Here is a 14175-nt window from a genome sequence, read left to right as displayed (position 1 = left end):
GTTTGACCGATCAGGAGCAGGTGAGTAGGACATCGCGTCGTGAGCAGCGGGCGGGTCGCGGTCGTCACGGGGGCCGCGCGCGGGGTCGGGCGCGGGATCGCGCTCGTGCTCGGGGAGGCGGGCGCGACGGTCTACGTCACCGACCGGGAGAGCCGCGGGCACCGGTTCTCGGAGCTGCGCGGCACCGTGGAGGACACCGCCGAGCAGTTGACCGCACGCGGCGGGGAGGGCGTCCCGGTGCCCCTCGACCACATCGACGACGCGGCCGTCGAGGCGTTGTTCGCCCGCATCCGCGCCGACCACGGCGGCCTCGACCTGCTGGTCGCCAACGCCTGCAACGGCAACGCGCTGCCGTTCCGCGGCGGCCCGTTCTGGACGCTCCCGCTGGAGCACTGGCACAACATGGTGGACGTCGGCGTCCGCAGTCATCTCGTCACCGCGTGGCACGCGGCGCCGTTGCTGATCGAACGGCGCGGGCTGTGTGTCCTCACCGGGTACACGGCGGCTGACGACGTGCTGGCCGGGCACGTGTTCTACGACCTCGCCATGCACGCGATCAGTCGGCTGGCCCACTCGCTGGCCCACGACCTGGGGCCGCGGGGAGTCACGGCGCTGGCCGTATCGCCCGGCTTCACGCGCACCGAGGCGATCCTCGCCGCGCTGGGCGACGAGGTCCCGCCGGGCACCGACTCGGTGGAGTTCCCCGGCCGCGCGGTGCGCGCGCTCTGGGAGGACCCGCAGGTGGCGCGGCACGCCGGTCGCACGATCCCGGTGGCGGACCTGGCAGCCGACTACGGCTTCACCGACACGGCGGGCGGCTCCTGACGCGCCGCGTCGGGCCCGCAGGGGGCGGTCAGGCCATGTCGCGGGCCTTCTGGGCGGCGTCGAGCAGGACGGCGCCGAGCTGCTCGGCCTCGTCCACGGTGAACGACCAGCGGTCGGCCATGCTCGTGGGGTCGCCGTCGCCGCCGGTCGGGAGGACGACGACGAGCGTCTCGCCGCCCTCGCGTCCCTCCCGCGGCAGCGCGAGCTCGACCTGGAGGTTCATGGTCAGGGTGGCGTCGTGCTGGATGCGCATGCTCCGACCCTGCCCCGACCGGCCCGGAGCGGCCCGACAGGCGCGACGACGGGTCGTCCACGCGCGGTGACAGGTCGCCGGAGGTGGGAACGGCGTGAAGTCCGGGTTCCACCCGAGGGGGTCGTGGGTCGAGTTCGAACGCAGTAGTGCGTGAGAGCGTCACCACCGGGTGCCTGCGCACCCGGCTGTGGTCCCGTCCCACCCCCGCTCCTCACGCATCTCCGTGGAGGCATTCGTCGCGTTCCGCGGAACGCACCGATTCCGTGATCGCCGAGAATGGCGCGACGATCATCCCGGTGGCGCGGGCACGAGAAGCACATCAGCGCGGCCGAAAACGCCCTGACGTGCGACTCGCATCGATCATGCTGCCACGACCCGGCCCGTCCGCCCGGTCGCGTTCCGCGGAACGCGACCAACGCCAGAATTGTCAGGCCCCGATGCCATCCTCAACGGGAAACACCCGCTCACACCCCCGGAGGATCGCCATGTCGGTCACCGCGCTCCCCGCCCCGTCACAGGCCATGAACCTCCGCGATCTCGAATCGGAGCTGTTGAGCCTGGCGGGCCACATCGCCGCCGCCGAATGCCGGTTCCTGCAAGTGCTGGCCGAGTTCGACGACCGCGACGGCTGGGCCGGGGCCGGGATCCGCTCGTGTGCGCACTGGTTGTCCTGGCGGGCCGGGATGAGCCTGCGCACCGCCACCGACCACCTCCGCGTCGCGCACGCCCTGCAACGCCTACCCCAGATCAGCGAAGCCTTCGCCGCCGGCCGGATCTCCTACTCCAAAGTTCGGGCCCTGACCCGGGTCACCGGCACCGACACCGCCGCCCTCACCCGGATCGCCGCCGCCATCGCCGCGGGGGAACCGCAGTTGCGGCTCCTGAGGGTCGCAGACGCGGAGACCGCGGAACAGGTGCTGCTCAACCTGGCCCTGTCCGGCACCGCCAGCCACGTCGAGACCGTCGTCGCGGCGGTGCGCCGCCGCCACACCCCACCCGCCGACACCGCCGCCCGCCGCAGCCTGACCTGGCACTGGGACCACGACGGATGCCTGGTCCTGCGGGGCCGGTTCACCCCCGACGCCGGCGCCGCCCTGATCGCCGCCATCGAAGCCCAGACACCCGCCCCCACCTCGACCACCCCCACCCTCACACCCACAGCGTCGCTGTCGCCGTCGCCGCCGGATCTGGAGCAGCGGGCGATCGAGCAGGAACCCGGACCGGCCACCGACCGGGTCGCGGCCCGCCGCGCCGACGCCCTCCTCGCCCTGGCCACCGCAGGCCCGGACGAGGTGGTCGAGCGGGGGCAGGCGCAGGTGATCGTGCACCTGGACGCCACCACCGGCACCGCCCGCCTCCAAGGCGGCCCCGAACTCCCCGCCACCACCGCGGAACGCCTCGCCTGCGACGCCCGCGTCCACGCCCTGCTGGACGACCGCACCGGCAACCGCATGTACTTCGGCCGCTCCCGCCGACTCGCCTCACCGGCCCAGATCGCCGCCCTGACTGCCCGGGACGGGGCGCGCTGCCAGTTCCCCGGCTGCACCCACACCCGCCACCTGCACGCCCACCACGTCATCCCCTGGTGGGCACACGGTCGCACCGACATCGACAACCTGATCCTGGTCTGCGCCTTCCATCACGGCGTGATCCATGACCACGGCTACCGCATCCACCGCCTGACCGACCGCTGGCGGTTCCTGCGCCCCGACGGCACTCCCATCCCGACGGCCGGGCCGCCGTTGACCGGCAACACCGAACGCCTCATCGCGATGCACACCCGCGCCGGACTGCGGATCGAGCGCACCACCCTGACCCCGAACTGGTTCGGCGAGCGCCTGGACCCGGAGCCGATCCTGGACGCCCTGCTCCCCCGCCGGACCCCGACCGCGGCTGGAGTGCGTTCCGCGGAACGCGACGCCGCCCCGGGCGGCCCTCGCGTCGCGTGATCAGGCGGCGCCGTCGATGACCGCCGTCGCCTCGACCTCGACCAGCAGGTCGGGCTCGGCGAGCGCCGCGACCCCGATCCCCGTGAGCGGCGCGGCCGGTGTGACGCCCAGCCTCGCGGCGGCCCGGCCGACCCCCTCGGCGAACAGCGGCATCTTGTCGGGGGTCCAGTCGACGAGGTAGACGGTCAGCTTCGCGACGTCGTCGAACGTGGCCCCGACCTCGGCCAGCGCGGTGGCGATGTTGAGGTAGCACTGCTCGACCTGGGCGGCGAGGTCGCCCTCGCCGACCTTGCGGCCCTCGGCGTCGCGGGCGACCTGGCCGGCGATGAACACGAGCCGCGATCCGGTGGCGACCGACACCTGCCGGTAGATGTCGACCTGCGGCAGACCGGCGGGGTTGACCAGGGTGATGGGCATGCCCCATGTATAGCAGGGCAATGTTATGTATCGTCGCGCTGTGGCGAGGACCAGGGACCCGGCGGTCCGCACCCTGCTCGTCGAGCGCGCCGCGCGCATGCTCCGCGACCGTGAACCCCTCACCCTGCGCTCGCTGGTCGCCGGGACCGGGGTGTCGACGATGGCCGTCTACACCCACTTCGGGGGCATGGACGGCCTGTGGAAGGCGCTGCGGCAGGAGGGCTTCACCCGCCTGGCGACGAGGTTCGCGGCGGTGGCGACGACCGAGGACCCGGTGCAGGACCTGGCCGCCCTGGTCGGCGCGTACCTCGGCAACGCACTGGACCATCCCGATCTGTACCGGGTCATGTTCGACGCGACCGTCGACCTCGAGGACCTCTCCGCCGCGGACGCCACCTTGGAGTACCTGGTCCAGGCCGCCCGCCGGGGCCGGGACGACGGCCGCTTCCGGCCCGGCACCGACCCGCTGGAGCTGGCGACCCGGAGCTGGGTCATCGGCCACGGCCTGGTGTCGCTGGTCGCGACCGGGCCCTTGCCCCGCCGGACGCTCGACGGTGGCGCCCCGATGCTGACCGCGCTGTTCATCGGCGCGGGCGACCGCCCCGACCGCTGCCGCGCGTCGGTCGAACGCGGCTGGCCGCCCCCCTTCTGAAGCGCCGCCGTCGAGTGAGGGCTCAGTGGGCGGGGACCGAGACGCAGACCATCGTCGTGTCCTCCAGGGCCTCCACGACGCCGGGCGTCTGCTCGGGCACGTGGACGAACTCGCCTGCGCGCACCGTCACGGCGTCGCTCCCGACGCCCACCCGCAGCGCTCCGCCGAGCACCACCCAGACCTCCGCGTAGGGGGCCGGCAGGTCGGCGCGCGCTCCCGCGTGGAAGAACGCCGGGTAGGCGCTCATCGCCCCGCCGGCCTCCTTGCCGAGGCCGGGCGCGATGAGGATCCGGTCGCCGAAGCGGACGGCGTCGTCGCCGAGCGCCGAGCTGAACACGCGGGCCCGTGGGGGTGGGACAGTCATGCCGGAACCTCTCCCGTGCAGCGGTCAGGCGTCGAGCTCGGCTGCGGCGACGGCGTGCACGGGCGGCGCCTGGAGCCCGAGCTCCCGTGCGATGGCCGGGATCTCGGGGTCCGCGAGGAACCCCTCGTAGTCCTCCGCGTCCCAGTCGAAGACGGACCACGCCCGGTGCGGGTCGTCGGGATCGAAGTAGACCCGGGCGGCCCGGCAGCCGTGCTCCCGCCGCTTCTCCGCGCCGACGGTCTCGAAGACCTCCAGGAACCGGTCCGGGTCGGTGACCCTGGCGATGGTGACGATCACTGCCTGCTCCTCAGCCCGTGGATCACCACGGTAGGACCTCGACTCGGGTCGAGGTCAACCGCGGGCGCCGGTCAGCTCGCGATCCCACCCCTCGGGCAGCAACACCACACCCGGCTCCGAGCGTGGCGTCGGCCCCGTGGCCGGGGTAGGCCCGCGTCTCGTCGGCAGGGTGCCGAACACTCACTCCTCCGGAACCCCGAGCATGACGACGCGAGCCGCTGTCTACTGCCGGATCTCCGAGGACCACGGCAGACCGGGAAGGGAGAGGGCCTTCCTGACCAGATTCCACATCGACGACCGCTCCGCGTCCTGTACGGAGCGGCCGTCGCCGTGCTCGCGCGCTAGCCGCTCGCGTTGCCCCGCTCGCCGAACCAGTAGGCGAGCTTTCCGCGTTTGCTCACGGCACGGAGCCGGCGCTCGGCCGCCTCGCGGGCCGGCGTCGTCGAGACGATGAGCACCTCGTCACCGGTGACGAGCCGGGTTTCGCGCTCCGGTACGAACGCGTGCCCGCCGCGCACGATCAGTGTGACGACCGCGAGCGCGGGCAGTCGCAGCTCGTGCATGGCAACGCCGTGTAGCCGGGACTTGGGTGGGACGGTGAGGGTCAGCAGCACGGCGTCGAGGGTGTCCAGTGGAGCCGCTTCCACCGCGAGCTCGCGGGCGGCCGGGGAGGAGAGCCGCAGGAGCCGCGCGAGCCGGGCAAGGCTCGGGCCTTGCAGGAGGGTGAACACCATGACGGCGACGAACACGATGTCGAGCACTGTGTCGCTTCCGGGCAGACCGGTGACGATCGGGATGGTGGCGAGCACGATCGGCACTGCGCCGCGCAGGCCGGCCCAGGACACGAACACCTGCTGACGCCAGGGAATCCGGAACGGCAGCAGGCAGATGACTACGGACAGTGGTCGCGCGACGAGGGCGAGGAACGCGCCGACGACGAGCGCGGGAAGCAGCTGGCCGGGCAGGTCGCTCGGTGTGATCAGCAGCCCGAGCAGCACGAACAGCCCGATCTGGGCCAGCCAGCCGAGCCCTTCGGCGAAAGAGCGAGTCGCGACCCGGTGTGGGAGTCCGGAGTTACCCATGACGAGCGCGGCGAGGTAGGCCGCGAGGAACCCGCTCGCCTGGGCGGCCCCGGCTGCGGCGAACGCGACGATGCCGAGCCCGAATGCGGTGATCGGGTATAGCCCGGTGGCGGGGAGTGCGACCCGGCGCAGTCCTGCCGCGCCGACCCTGCCGATCACGAGGCCGATCACTCCACCCGCCGCCAGCTGGTAGACGAGGTTGGCCAGGACCCCGACGAGCCCGCCTTCGGCCAGGGGTTGGGTGGCGAACAGCGTTACTAGGATGACGGTGGGTGCGTCGTTGAACCCGGACTCCGCTTCGAGTAGACCTGCGAGGCGGCGGGGAACGGGCAGGTCGCGCAGGACGGCGAAGACGGCGGCGGCGTCGGTGGACGACATGATCGCCCCGAGCAGCAGCGCTATCTGCCAGTCGATGCCGAGCAGGTAGTGCGCGCCGGCGGCGGTGACGCCCACGCTGACCGCGACGCCCAGCACGGCGAGCACGCCGGCTGGGGCGAGTACGGGGCGGACGTCGGACCAGCGGGTCGAGAGCCCGCCCTCGACGAGGATGATGCCCAGTGCTGCGAGACCGAGGTTCTGCGCGAGCTGGGCGTCGTCGAACTGCAGGCCCAGCCCGTCCTCGCCGATCGCGACCCCGAGCGCGAGGAACAGCAGCAGGCTGGGCAGCCCGAGGCGGGTGGCCAGCCGGGTCGCGGCGATGCCCGCGAGCAGGACGAGCCCGCCGGCGAGCAGCACGAGGTAGAGCTCGAACAGGCTCATGGGCCGAAGGCGGGGGGCTGCGTCGGGGCGGCCCGCCCGAGGAGCGGCGACGATGTCTGCGCAGTGTGGGCGCGCGCCGAGAGAACGGGAGTCACGAGAGACACCGGGTCACCCCCCAGGCGTCGATGCCCGCGAACCCACGGCACCTGACACCTCCTCAACCTCCCGACCAGCGCTGACATTACCGGTGCGTGGTGATCGCGGATCCCGGTCAGTCGGGGCATCGCGACGTCCATGATCGCCAGGTCGATGTCCTGGGCGCCGGCGGCATCGACTGCCGCTCGCACCGGAGACCGGTCAGGTTCGCAGGCTCATCTGGTCACCGTCGGCATCCGGCCGCCTCCGTCCATCGGGGCTTACCCCTTCCTCCGACGCTCCGCTGCATATCCGATCCCCCTCGATGTGGGTGCTGGCCCCGATGGTGCGGCCCGGGCCCGCTGCGAAGACTCGGAGCCGTTCCGGTGAGGAGTTCGAGCCTGAGCGGCGGTGGCGTATGGGACCGGGCGGTACAGCCACCGGGATCGGCGGTGAGGTCGCCGTTCCCGGGCTCCAGGTTGCGGCGGTGCTCGCCGGGCTGGGGCTCGTGCTGCTGGTCGCCTGCTCCCTGCGCTCGGTCGGGGTGGCCGAGCGGATGGTGGTCGTCCGGCTGGGCCGCCGGGCGCGACTGCGTGGGCCCGGCCTGGTGGCTGTCCTCCCTTGGCTCGACCGCGGGGTGCGCGTGCCGTTGCGAGCCCAGTGGTACGACGTCGTATCGCTCGATGCCACCACCCGGGACGCGGTGCGGGTCACGGTCACCGCCGCCGCGATCGGCTTCGTGCGGGACGCGATGCGGTATGCCATGGCTTCCTCCCCCGAGCCCGCAGTCGAATGGGTGCTGGAGGCGGAGCTGCGCCGGAGTCTGGCGGAACGTGATCTCGCACAGCTGGCGATCCTGCCGACCACCGGGTTCCCAGAACTGTCCGACGCGGTCTCGGCTCGCACCGGGATATGGGGAGTCGAGATCACCGAAGTCCAGGTCAGCCGGATCGAGACGCCTGTCGACCCCGGTCTCGTCCGGTGGGCGAACGAGCTGGGGTGATCACAGAGCGGCGGCCCATCACCGCGTGGGCGCCGTGCCGCAGCCGCCTACATGCCCACAGGACGCGGAGATGGGTGCTGGACCCCATAGCCACCCGGGTTGACGGCCGACACCCTGATCCCAGGACCATTCCTCCGGTGTCGAACCCTCGGGGCAGGTGAGATGGACAACGATGCCCTGGTGGCCGCGCTCGGCGTGGACGCCGTCGCCGCGGTGCACGGCTACCGGCTGGCCGTGCTCTCCGAGGCCGGGCGCCGGCGGCTACGGTTGGTGAGCGATCCGCTCTCGGGCGCCGTGCAGGGCTCCGCTGAGCCCGGCGGCGTCGACCCGATCGACATCCGGCTGACCTTCCTGCACTGCCCCGGCCGCCCCGAGCTCGCGGGCCGCACGTTGAGCTGGGGGCCAGCGCGCGGGTGGTCGTTGTCCCACCGCGCGGCCAGCGCGCCTCTGAGCTACTACGCCGGCCCCGGGGCCACTCCGTTGCACCTCGTGCCGCCGGTCGAGGAGGTTGTGCGGTGGGCAACCGGTGAGTGCGACGGCCCCGCCAGACCGCCCGTGGGAATCGAGCTCGACGACGACCCGGAGGCGGTTCGCCGACTGCTCAGCTTCATCCACCCGCAACGCCGCCCGAAATCGACTGAAGCGCTCCAGGTAGCTGCCCGGGCACATTCCGACGGCGGATGATCGGAGGTCGACATGTCGCTTTCACGACGCGAACAGCAGATCCTGGCCGGGATCGAGAACGACCTGGGTGAGAAGGACCCCGAGCTTGCCGCAGCGTTCACCCAGGCACGTCCAGGGGGTTCGTTCGGGCAGCGGTTCCCACTGTCGCGGGCTCACACCAGCCTGCTGATCCTCGCACTCCTCACGCTGGTCGTCGTGCATCCGCACGTCCTCGAGCTGGGGGCCGTCGGGCTGGGAATCCTCACCGCAGCGCTGATCGTGCCATGGCTGGTGAGCGCCTCGCGGGCGACGGGGAGGCCCTGACGGCGCGCACAGCTCGTGCAGATCGGCTCCGAGCCGCTGGGCAGGGTTGATCACAACGCGCCGGACGGCGTTGCAGTCGCTGTTCGGGCCGCCTACGCGCAGGCGACCCCGATCGGACGCGGGATCACCACCCGCGCTCGCGCCATTCGCCGAGATGCGGGCGTTCCACGCCGAGCCTCGTGTCGTCCCCGTGGCCGGGGTAGACCCAGGTCTCGTCCGGAAGCACGCCGAAGATCCGCTCTTCCAGGTCGTCCATGAGCGAGCCGAACTCGGCGGGGCCCGCGGTCTTGCCCGGCCCACCCGGGAACAGCGAGTCGCCGGTGAAGACGTGCGGCCGGTCGTCACCGCGGTAGACCAGCGCGATCGAGCCCGGCGTGTGCCCGCGCAGGTGCACGACCTCGAGCTCGATCTCCCCGAATCCGACCGTGTCACCCTGATCCACCAGCTCGTCCATGGGGATCGGCAGCTCGGGCGCGTCGAGGGGGTGCGCGATCTGGCGCGTCTGGAACATCCCGGCAACGGCGCCGAGGGCCTGCCAGTGGTCGGGGTGGCGGTGGGTGGTGACCAGGTGGTTCAGCTCCGGCCGGCTGTCGTCGGCGCCGACGAGGTCGGCGAGCCGGTCGGGCTCGTTCGCGGCGTCGATGAGCAGCGCCTCGTTGCTGGCGCGGCACACCAGCAGGTAGGCGTTGTTGTCCATCGGGCCTACGGAGATCTTGGTGATGCTCAGGGCGTCGAGGTCGCGGCGGATCGCGGCGCCGCCCGGGTCGACGTGGCCGGAGTAGCTGTCGAGGACGTCCACCGGAACAGACTAGTCCGCGGACGGGCTGTCACGATCGGGTCGCGGGGATGTGCCCGGTTCACCCGGGTCGTTGACAGCGGATCCGCCGCTCGACGACGATCCGTCGACGTTCCACCCGGGCGTGACGAGTTCGACGAGGAGCTGTCCGCGATGCTCGACCACCACATGATCACCCGACGGCGGCTGCTCGGCCTGTTCGGGGCGGCGGCGTCCGTCCCGGTCCTGTCGGCGTGCGGCAGCAGCGTGGGCGGCTCCGACGGCGGGGACGCCGGCGGGGGCGGCGGGTCGGTCCGGGTCGGGCTGGTGGTGCCGCAGTCCGGCGTGTACGCGGCGCTCGGCACCGACATGCAGCGCGGCTGGCAGCTCTGGCTCGACGGCAACGGCAACCGCTTCGGGGACTACACGGTCGAGACCGTGATCGCCGACGAGGGCGAGACCCCGCAGACCGGCGTCCCCGCCGTGCAGAAGGTGCTGCAGAGCGACGGCGTCGACGTCGTCGTGGGCCTGGTCAACTCGGCCACCGCGCTCGGCGTGCGGGACGTGGTGTCCGAGGCGCGCAAGCTGCTGATCGTCACCAACGCCGGCGCCGAGGACGTCACCGGAGCGGGCCGCACGCCCTACGTCTGGCGCAGCTCCTTCACCAACGCGCAGGTCGCCGCCGCCATGGGCACGCACCTGGCGGAGTCGGGGTTCGCCGAGGGCGTCTTCGCGATCGCGCCGGACTACGCCGCGGGCACCGAGGTCATCACCGGCTTCACCCGGGCGTTCGAGACGGGTGGCGGCCGGGTGGTCGGCAGCGCGACGCCGCCGTTCGGCACCACGTCGGACTACCAGCCGTTCCTCACGAGCATCCAGAACTCGGGCGCGCGGGCCACGTTCTGCTTCTTCTCCGGGGCGGAGGCGATCACGTTCGTGCAGCAGTACGCGCAGTTCGGGCTGGCCGGTTCCATCCCGCTGTACGGGTCGGGCTTCCTCACCGAGGGCAACGTGCTGCCCCAGCAGGGCGACGCCGCGCTGGGCGTCCAGACGACGCTGCACTACAGCGACCAGCTGGACAACCCGGAGAACGCGGCGTTCGTCGAGACCTACACCGCCGCGCACGGCGAGGCGCCGAGCTGCTTCGCCGTGCAGACCTACGACGCGGCCAACGTGCTGAACCGCGCGTTGCGCACGGCCACCGGCCTGGACGGGGATGCGCTGGTCGCCGCGCTCGGCAGCGTCGGCACGATCGAGGACAGCCCGCGCGGCCCGTGGACGTTCGACAACCAGACACCGCGGCAGAACATCTACCTGCGTCGGGTCGAGAACGTCGGGGGCAGGCTGGTCAACGCCGTGGTGGCCGATCTCGGCCCGCAGAGCCAGCCGGCCGCGGCCTGAGCCCGATGCTCGTCAGCGTCCTCAACGGGCTCGCCATCGGGTTCCTGCTGTTCATCCTGGCCGTGGGGCTCTCGATCGTGTTCGGGATGATGGACGTGCTCAACCTCGCCCACGGCGCGCTGTTCCTCGGCGGGGCCTACCTCGGGGCGGCGCTGTCCGGCAGCTGGGGCGGGTTCCTCGCCGCGCTCGGGATCGCCGCGGTGGGCGGGCTGGTCGCCGGTGGGCTGCTGTCACTGATGACGGCCCCGTTGCGGAGGCGCTCGCACCTGGACCAGGCGCTGCTGACGCTCGGCGTGGCGTTCGTCGTGGCGGAGCTGCTGATCATCACGTTCGGCGACGACCCGCTGTCGGCCGCCGCCCCGCCCGGGCTCGACGGCTCCGTGACGGTGCTCGGTGCGGTGTACCCGACCTACCGGCTCGTGCTGATCGGCGTGGGCGCGGTGCTCGCGCTCGTCGTGCACCTGGTGGTGGAGCGGACGCGGGTGGGCGCGCTGGTGCGGGCCACCGTCGCGGACCGCGAGATGGTCGCGACGCTCGGCATCGACAACCGCCTGGTCACCGCCACGGTGTTCGCCGTCGGCTCGCTGCTGGCCACCACGGCGGGAGTGCTCGGCGGGCCGATCTACGGCGCGCGCCCCGGCCTGGACGCCACCGTGCTCATCCTCGCGCTGGTGGTCGTCGTGATCGGCGGGCTCGGTTCGGTGCGGGGCGCGCTCGTCGGGGCGTTGATCATCGGGCAGGTCGACACCCTCGGGCGCGTGCTGCTCCCCGAGCTGGCCTCGTTCGTGCTGTTCGCCGCGCTCGCGGTGGTGCTGGTGCTGCGCCCGCAGGGCCTGTTCGGCGGGCCGGCGTCGGTGGGCGCCCGGTGACGGCCGTGGACGTGCCCGCCGCCCCGGCGACAGCGCCACGGGCCCCGCGCGGCCGGAGCACCGTGGCCGCGGTCGCCGTGGTCGCCGTGCTGGTCGCGCTCGCCGCGGTGCCGCTGTTCCTCGCCCCGTTCGCCACCACCACGCTCACCCGCATCCTGGTGTTCGCCCTGTTCGCCGCCAGCCTCGACCTGCTCGTCGGCGTCACCGGGCTGCCGTCGCTCGGGCACGCGGCCTACTTCGGGTCCGGCGCCTACGCCGCGGGGTGGGTGTCGATCAACGTGACCGCGGAGGCGCCGGTGCCGCTGCTGGTCGGTGCGGCGGTCGGCGCGGTGGCCGCCGCGCTGACCGGGTGGATCACGGTGCGCAGCGCGGGCGTGTTCTTCCTCATGCTCACCCTCGCGATCGGCGAGACGGTGCAACAGGTCGCGAACACCTGGGACTCGGTCACCGGCGGCGCGAACGGGCTCACCGGCATCCCGGCGGTCCGGGTCGCGGGGGAGCCGCTGACGAACGCCGGGTTCGTCCACTGGTACGTGCTCGCGGTGTTCGTGGCCGGGATCGCGGTGCTCTGGCTGGTGGCGCGCTCGCCGTTCGGCGACGCGCTGCGGGGGATCCGGGACAACGAGCCGCGGATGCGCGCGATCGGCTACCCCACCGCGCTCTACAAGTACGGCGTCTTCGTGCTGGCCGGCGGTGTCGCCGGGCTCGCGGGTTCGCTGCTCGCAGCGCAGGCGCGGTTCGTCGCGCTGCCCGACCTCGGCTTCCTGACGGCGTCGTTCGCGCTCCTGGCGGTGATCATCGGCGGCGCCGGGTCGCTGTGGGGGGCGTGCCTCGGCGCGGCGCTGGTGATCCTGGTGCGGGACGCGCTGGGGCCCGGCCTCGGCGGACACGGCACGCTGGTGCTCGGCGCGGTGTTCGTGCTGGCCGTCTACCTGCTGCCGCGCGGGGTGGCGGGGATCCGCCTGCGGAGGCGTCGGTGAACGCCCTGCGGTGCGCGGGGCTGCGCCGCTCGTTCGGCGCGCTCGCGGCCGTCGACGACGTCGACCTCACGGTGGCGACCGGAGCCCGGCACGCCCTGATCGGCCCCAACGGCGCCGGCAAGTCGACGCTGTTCACGCTGGTCACCGGCACGATGCGAGCAGACGGGGGCACGGTCGAGCTGGCAGGCCGCGACGTCACCCGGCTCTCGGAGGTGGCCCGCTGCCGGCTCGGCATGAGCCAGACGATGCAGCACGCCAGCCTCTTCGGCTCGATGTCGGCGGCGCAGACGGTGCTGCTCGCCGTGCAGCGCCACGACGGGGGGCGCATCGGCCTGCTCCCGCGCCGCCGCCCGACGTTGCGGGCCCGCGCCGAGGAGCTGCTCGCCGAGGTCGGGCTCGCCGAGCGGGGTGACGTCGCCGTCCCGGCCCTGTCGCACGGTGAGCGCAAGCAGCTGGAGGTCGCGCTCGCGCTGGCCTGCCGGCCGTCGCTGCTGCTGCTCGACGAGCCCGCGGCCGGCATGTCGCCTGCGGAGAGCGCCCGGCTGGTCGCGCTGCTCGCCGCGCTGCCGCGCGAGATCACGGTGCTGTTCGTGGAGCACGACCTGGACGTCGTGTTCGCACTCGCCGACGCCGTCACCGTGCTGCACCTCGGGCGCGTGCTGCTGTCCGGCTCGCCCGACGAGGTGCGCGCGAGCGAGGCGGTGCGCGAGGCCTACCTCGGTACCGGCCGGCGCGAGGAGCTGTTCGAGGCATGAGCGAGCCTGCGAGCGAGTCGTCGGCGCCGAGCGTCCTGGAGGTCCGGGGCCTGGTCTCCGGCTACGACCGCGGCACCGTGCTGCACGGCGTCGACCTCGACCTGGCCGCAGGCGAGGTGCTGGGCCTGCTCGGCCGCAACGGGGCCGGGAAGTCGACCCTGGTCATGACCCTGGCAGGGCTCGTGCCGGCGGGCGCGGGCTCGGTGCGGCTCGACGGTCGCGAGCTGGCCGGGCAGCGCCCGGACCGGATCGCCCGCGCCGGGGTGGCGCTGGTGCCGCAGGGGCGGCGGGTGTGGGCCACGCTGACGGTCTCCGAGCACCTCGCGCTCGCGGCCCGGCCCGGCGCCTGGACGGTCGGCGCGGTGCTCGACCTGCTGCCGAGGCTGGCCGAGCGCCGCCGCCACTACGCCGGGCAGCTCTCGGGAGGGGAGCAGCAGATGCTCGCCGTGGCGCGGGCGCTGCTGACGAGCCCGCGGCTGGTGCTGCTCGACGAGCCGTCGGAGGGCCTCGCGCCCGCCGTCGTGGACCAGGTCGCCGGGGTGGTCGCCACGCTGCGCGACGAGGGGGTGGCGGTGCTGCTCGTCGAGCAGGACCTGCACCTGGCCTTCGCGGTGGCCGGGGAGATCGCGGTGATGGAGAAGGGCGTGCTCGTGCACCGCGTGCCGACCCCGGAGTTCCGCCGCGACCCCGCCACCGCCCACCGCCTGCTCGGGGTGGCCTGAGCCGCGGGGT

The 14175-nt window shown here is 73.2% G+C and carries 17 protein-coding genes; 11 read left to right on the top strand and 6 right to left on the bottom strand.

Translation table 11 applies throughout. The features are described 5' to 3' along the window. Positions 1 to 39 precede the first annotated feature (39 nt). Positions 40 to 825, top strand: coding sequence for an SDR family oxidoreductase (locus FB558_RS01300; RefSeq protein WP_142047318.1), 786 nt, complete (start codon positions 40 to 42; stop codon positions 823 to 825). A 28-nt stretch (positions 826 to 853) separates the two neighbouring features. Here FB558_RS01300 and FB558_RS01295 read toward each other — a convergent pair whose 3' ends face one another. Continuing rightward, entirely contained in the window at positions 854 to 1078 is a 225-nt protein-coding gene (locus FB558_RS01295; RefSeq protein WP_142047316.1) for a hypothetical protein, read from the bottom strand. Between the two features lie 485 nt (positions 1079 to 1563). On the opposite strand from FB558_RS01295, the gene FB558_RS01290 reads away from it, so the two are divergent. Further along, positions 1564 to 3027, top strand: a complete 1464-nt coding sequence (locus tag FB558_RS01290; RefSeq protein ID WP_170231146.1) for an HNH endonuclease signature motif containing protein — start codon at positions 1564 to 1566, stop codon at positions 3025 to 3027. Here FB558_RS01290 and FB558_RS01285 read toward each other — a convergent pair whose 3' ends face one another. Continuing rightward, the gene (locus FB558_RS01285) at positions 3028 to 3444 is read right to left on the bottom strand and encodes a RidA family protein (protein WP_142047312.1); all 417 of its coding nucleotides are present in this window, start codon (positions 3442 to 3444) and stop codon (positions 3028 to 3030) included. It lies immediately after the preceding gene. 40 nt (positions 3445 to 3484) lie between these two features. On the opposite strand from FB558_RS01285, the gene FB558_RS01280 reads away from it, so the two are divergent. Beyond that, positions 3485 to 4096, top strand: a complete 612-nt coding sequence (locus tag FB558_RS01280; RefSeq protein ID WP_211365956.1) for a TetR/AcrR family transcriptional regulator — start codon at positions 3485 to 3487, stop codon at positions 4094 to 4096. Between the two features lie 22 nt (positions 4097 to 4118). Here the strand turns inward: FB558_RS01280 and FB558_RS01275 are convergent, their stop codons facing one another. The 3 genes from FB558_RS01275 to FB558_RS01265 all read right to left on the bottom strand — a co-directional run bounded on the left by FB558_RS01275 (position 4119) and on the right by FB558_RS01265 (position 6592). Next, positions 4119 to 4460 carry a cupin domain-containing protein gene (locus FB558_RS01275; protein WP_142047308.1) on the bottom strand — a complete coding sequence of 114 codons (342 nt, stop codon included), beginning with the start codon at positions 4458 to 4460 and terminating at the stop codon, positions 4119 to 4121. A 24-nt stretch (positions 4461 to 4484) separates the two neighbouring features. Continuing rightward, the gene (locus FB558_RS01270) at positions 4485 to 4757 is read right to left on the bottom strand and encodes a hypothetical protein (protein ID WP_142047306.1); all 273 of its coding nucleotides are present in this window, start codon (positions 4755 to 4757) and stop codon (positions 4485 to 4487) included. Positions 4758 to 5098: 341 nt separating this feature from the next. Next, positions 5099 to 6592 (bottom strand): potassium/proton antiporter, encoded by a 1494-nt coding sequence (locus FB558_RS01265; RefSeq protein ID WP_246106469.1) that lies wholly within the window; start codon positions 6590 to 6592, stop codon positions 5099 to 5101. A gap of 589 nt (positions 6593 to 7181) precedes the next feature. Here FB558_RS01265 and FB558_RS01260 point away from each other — a divergent pair. The 3 genes from FB558_RS01260 (at position 7182) to FB558_RS01250 (ending at position 8663) form a co-directional block, all read left to right on the top strand. Beyond that, on the top strand, positions 7182 to 7676 hold the full coding sequence (locus FB558_RS01260; protein WP_170231145.1) for an SPFH domain-containing protein: 495 nt from the start codon (positions 7182 to 7184) through the stop codon (positions 7674 to 7676). Between the two features lie 180 nt (positions 7677 to 7856). Continuing rightward, a complete protein-coding gene (locus FB558_RS01255) occupies positions 7857 to 8360 on the top strand; it encodes a hypothetical protein (protein ID WP_142047300.1) in 504 nt (167 codons plus the stop codon). 12 nt (positions 8361 to 8372) lie between these two features. Beyond that, the gene (locus tag FB558_RS01250) at positions 8373 to 8663 is read left to right on the top strand and encodes a DUF3040 domain-containing protein (RefSeq protein ID WP_142047298.1); all 291 of its coding nucleotides are present in this window, start codon (positions 8373 to 8375) and stop codon (positions 8661 to 8663) included. Between the two features lie 124 nt (positions 8664 to 8787). Here FB558_RS01250 and FB558_RS01245 read toward each other — a convergent pair whose 3' ends face one another. Continuing rightward, positions 8788 to 9462 carry an MBL fold metallo-hydrolase gene (locus FB558_RS01245; RefSeq protein WP_142047296.1) on the bottom strand — a complete coding sequence of 225 codons (675 nt, stop codon included), beginning with the start codon at positions 9460 to 9462 and terminating at the stop codon, positions 8788 to 8790. 150 nt (positions 9463 to 9612) lie between these two features. Between FB558_RS01245 and FB558_RS01240 the strand changes: the two genes are divergently transcribed. From FB558_RS01240 to FB558_RS01220, 5 genes are read left to right on the top strand one after another with little or no spacing between them, the layout of a single operon-like run. Continuing rightward, on the top strand, positions 9613 to 10839 hold the full coding sequence (locus FB558_RS01240; protein ID WP_142047294.1) for an ABC transporter substrate-binding protein: 1227 nt from the start codon (positions 9613 to 9615) through the stop codon (positions 10837 to 10839). 5 nt (positions 10840 to 10844) lie between these two features. Further along, positions 10845 to 11708, top strand: coding sequence for a branched-chain amino acid ABC transporter permease (locus FB558_RS01235; RefSeq protein ID WP_142047292.1), 864 nt, complete (start codon positions 10845 to 10847; stop codon positions 11706 to 11708). Continuing rightward, on the top strand, positions 11705 to 12688 hold the full coding sequence (locus FB558_RS01230; RefSeq protein ID WP_142047290.1) for a branched-chain amino acid ABC transporter permease: 984 nt from the start codon (positions 11705 to 11707) through the stop codon (positions 12686 to 12688). The genes FB558_RS01235 and FB558_RS01230 overlap by 4 nt, the downstream gene beginning before the upstream one ends. Beyond that, positions 12685 to 13443: an ABC transporter ATP-binding protein gene (locus FB558_RS01225; protein WP_211365953.1), complete on the top strand. Its 759-nt coding sequence runs from the start codon at positions 12685 to 12687 to the stop codon at positions 13441 to 13443. The genes FB558_RS01230 and FB558_RS01225 overlap by 4 nt, the downstream gene beginning before the upstream one ends. Then, positions 13440 to 14165 carry an ABC transporter ATP-binding protein gene (locus FB558_RS01220; RefSeq protein WP_142047288.1) on the top strand — a complete coding sequence of 242 codons (726 nt, stop codon included), beginning with the start codon at positions 13440 to 13442 and terminating at the stop codon, positions 14163 to 14165. Before FB558_RS01225 ends, FB558_RS01220 begins: the two co-directional genes overlap by 4 nt. Positions 14166 to 14175 lie beyond the last annotated feature (10 nt).

The sequence above is a fragment of the Pseudonocardia kunmingensis genome (assembly GCF_006716445.1).
Classification (GTDB): domain Bacteria; phylum Actinomycetota; class Actinomycetes; order Mycobacteriales; family Pseudonocardiaceae; genus Pseudonocardia; species Pseudonocardia kunmingensis.
This window is presented reverse-complemented; position numbering and strand designations above follow the sequence as displayed.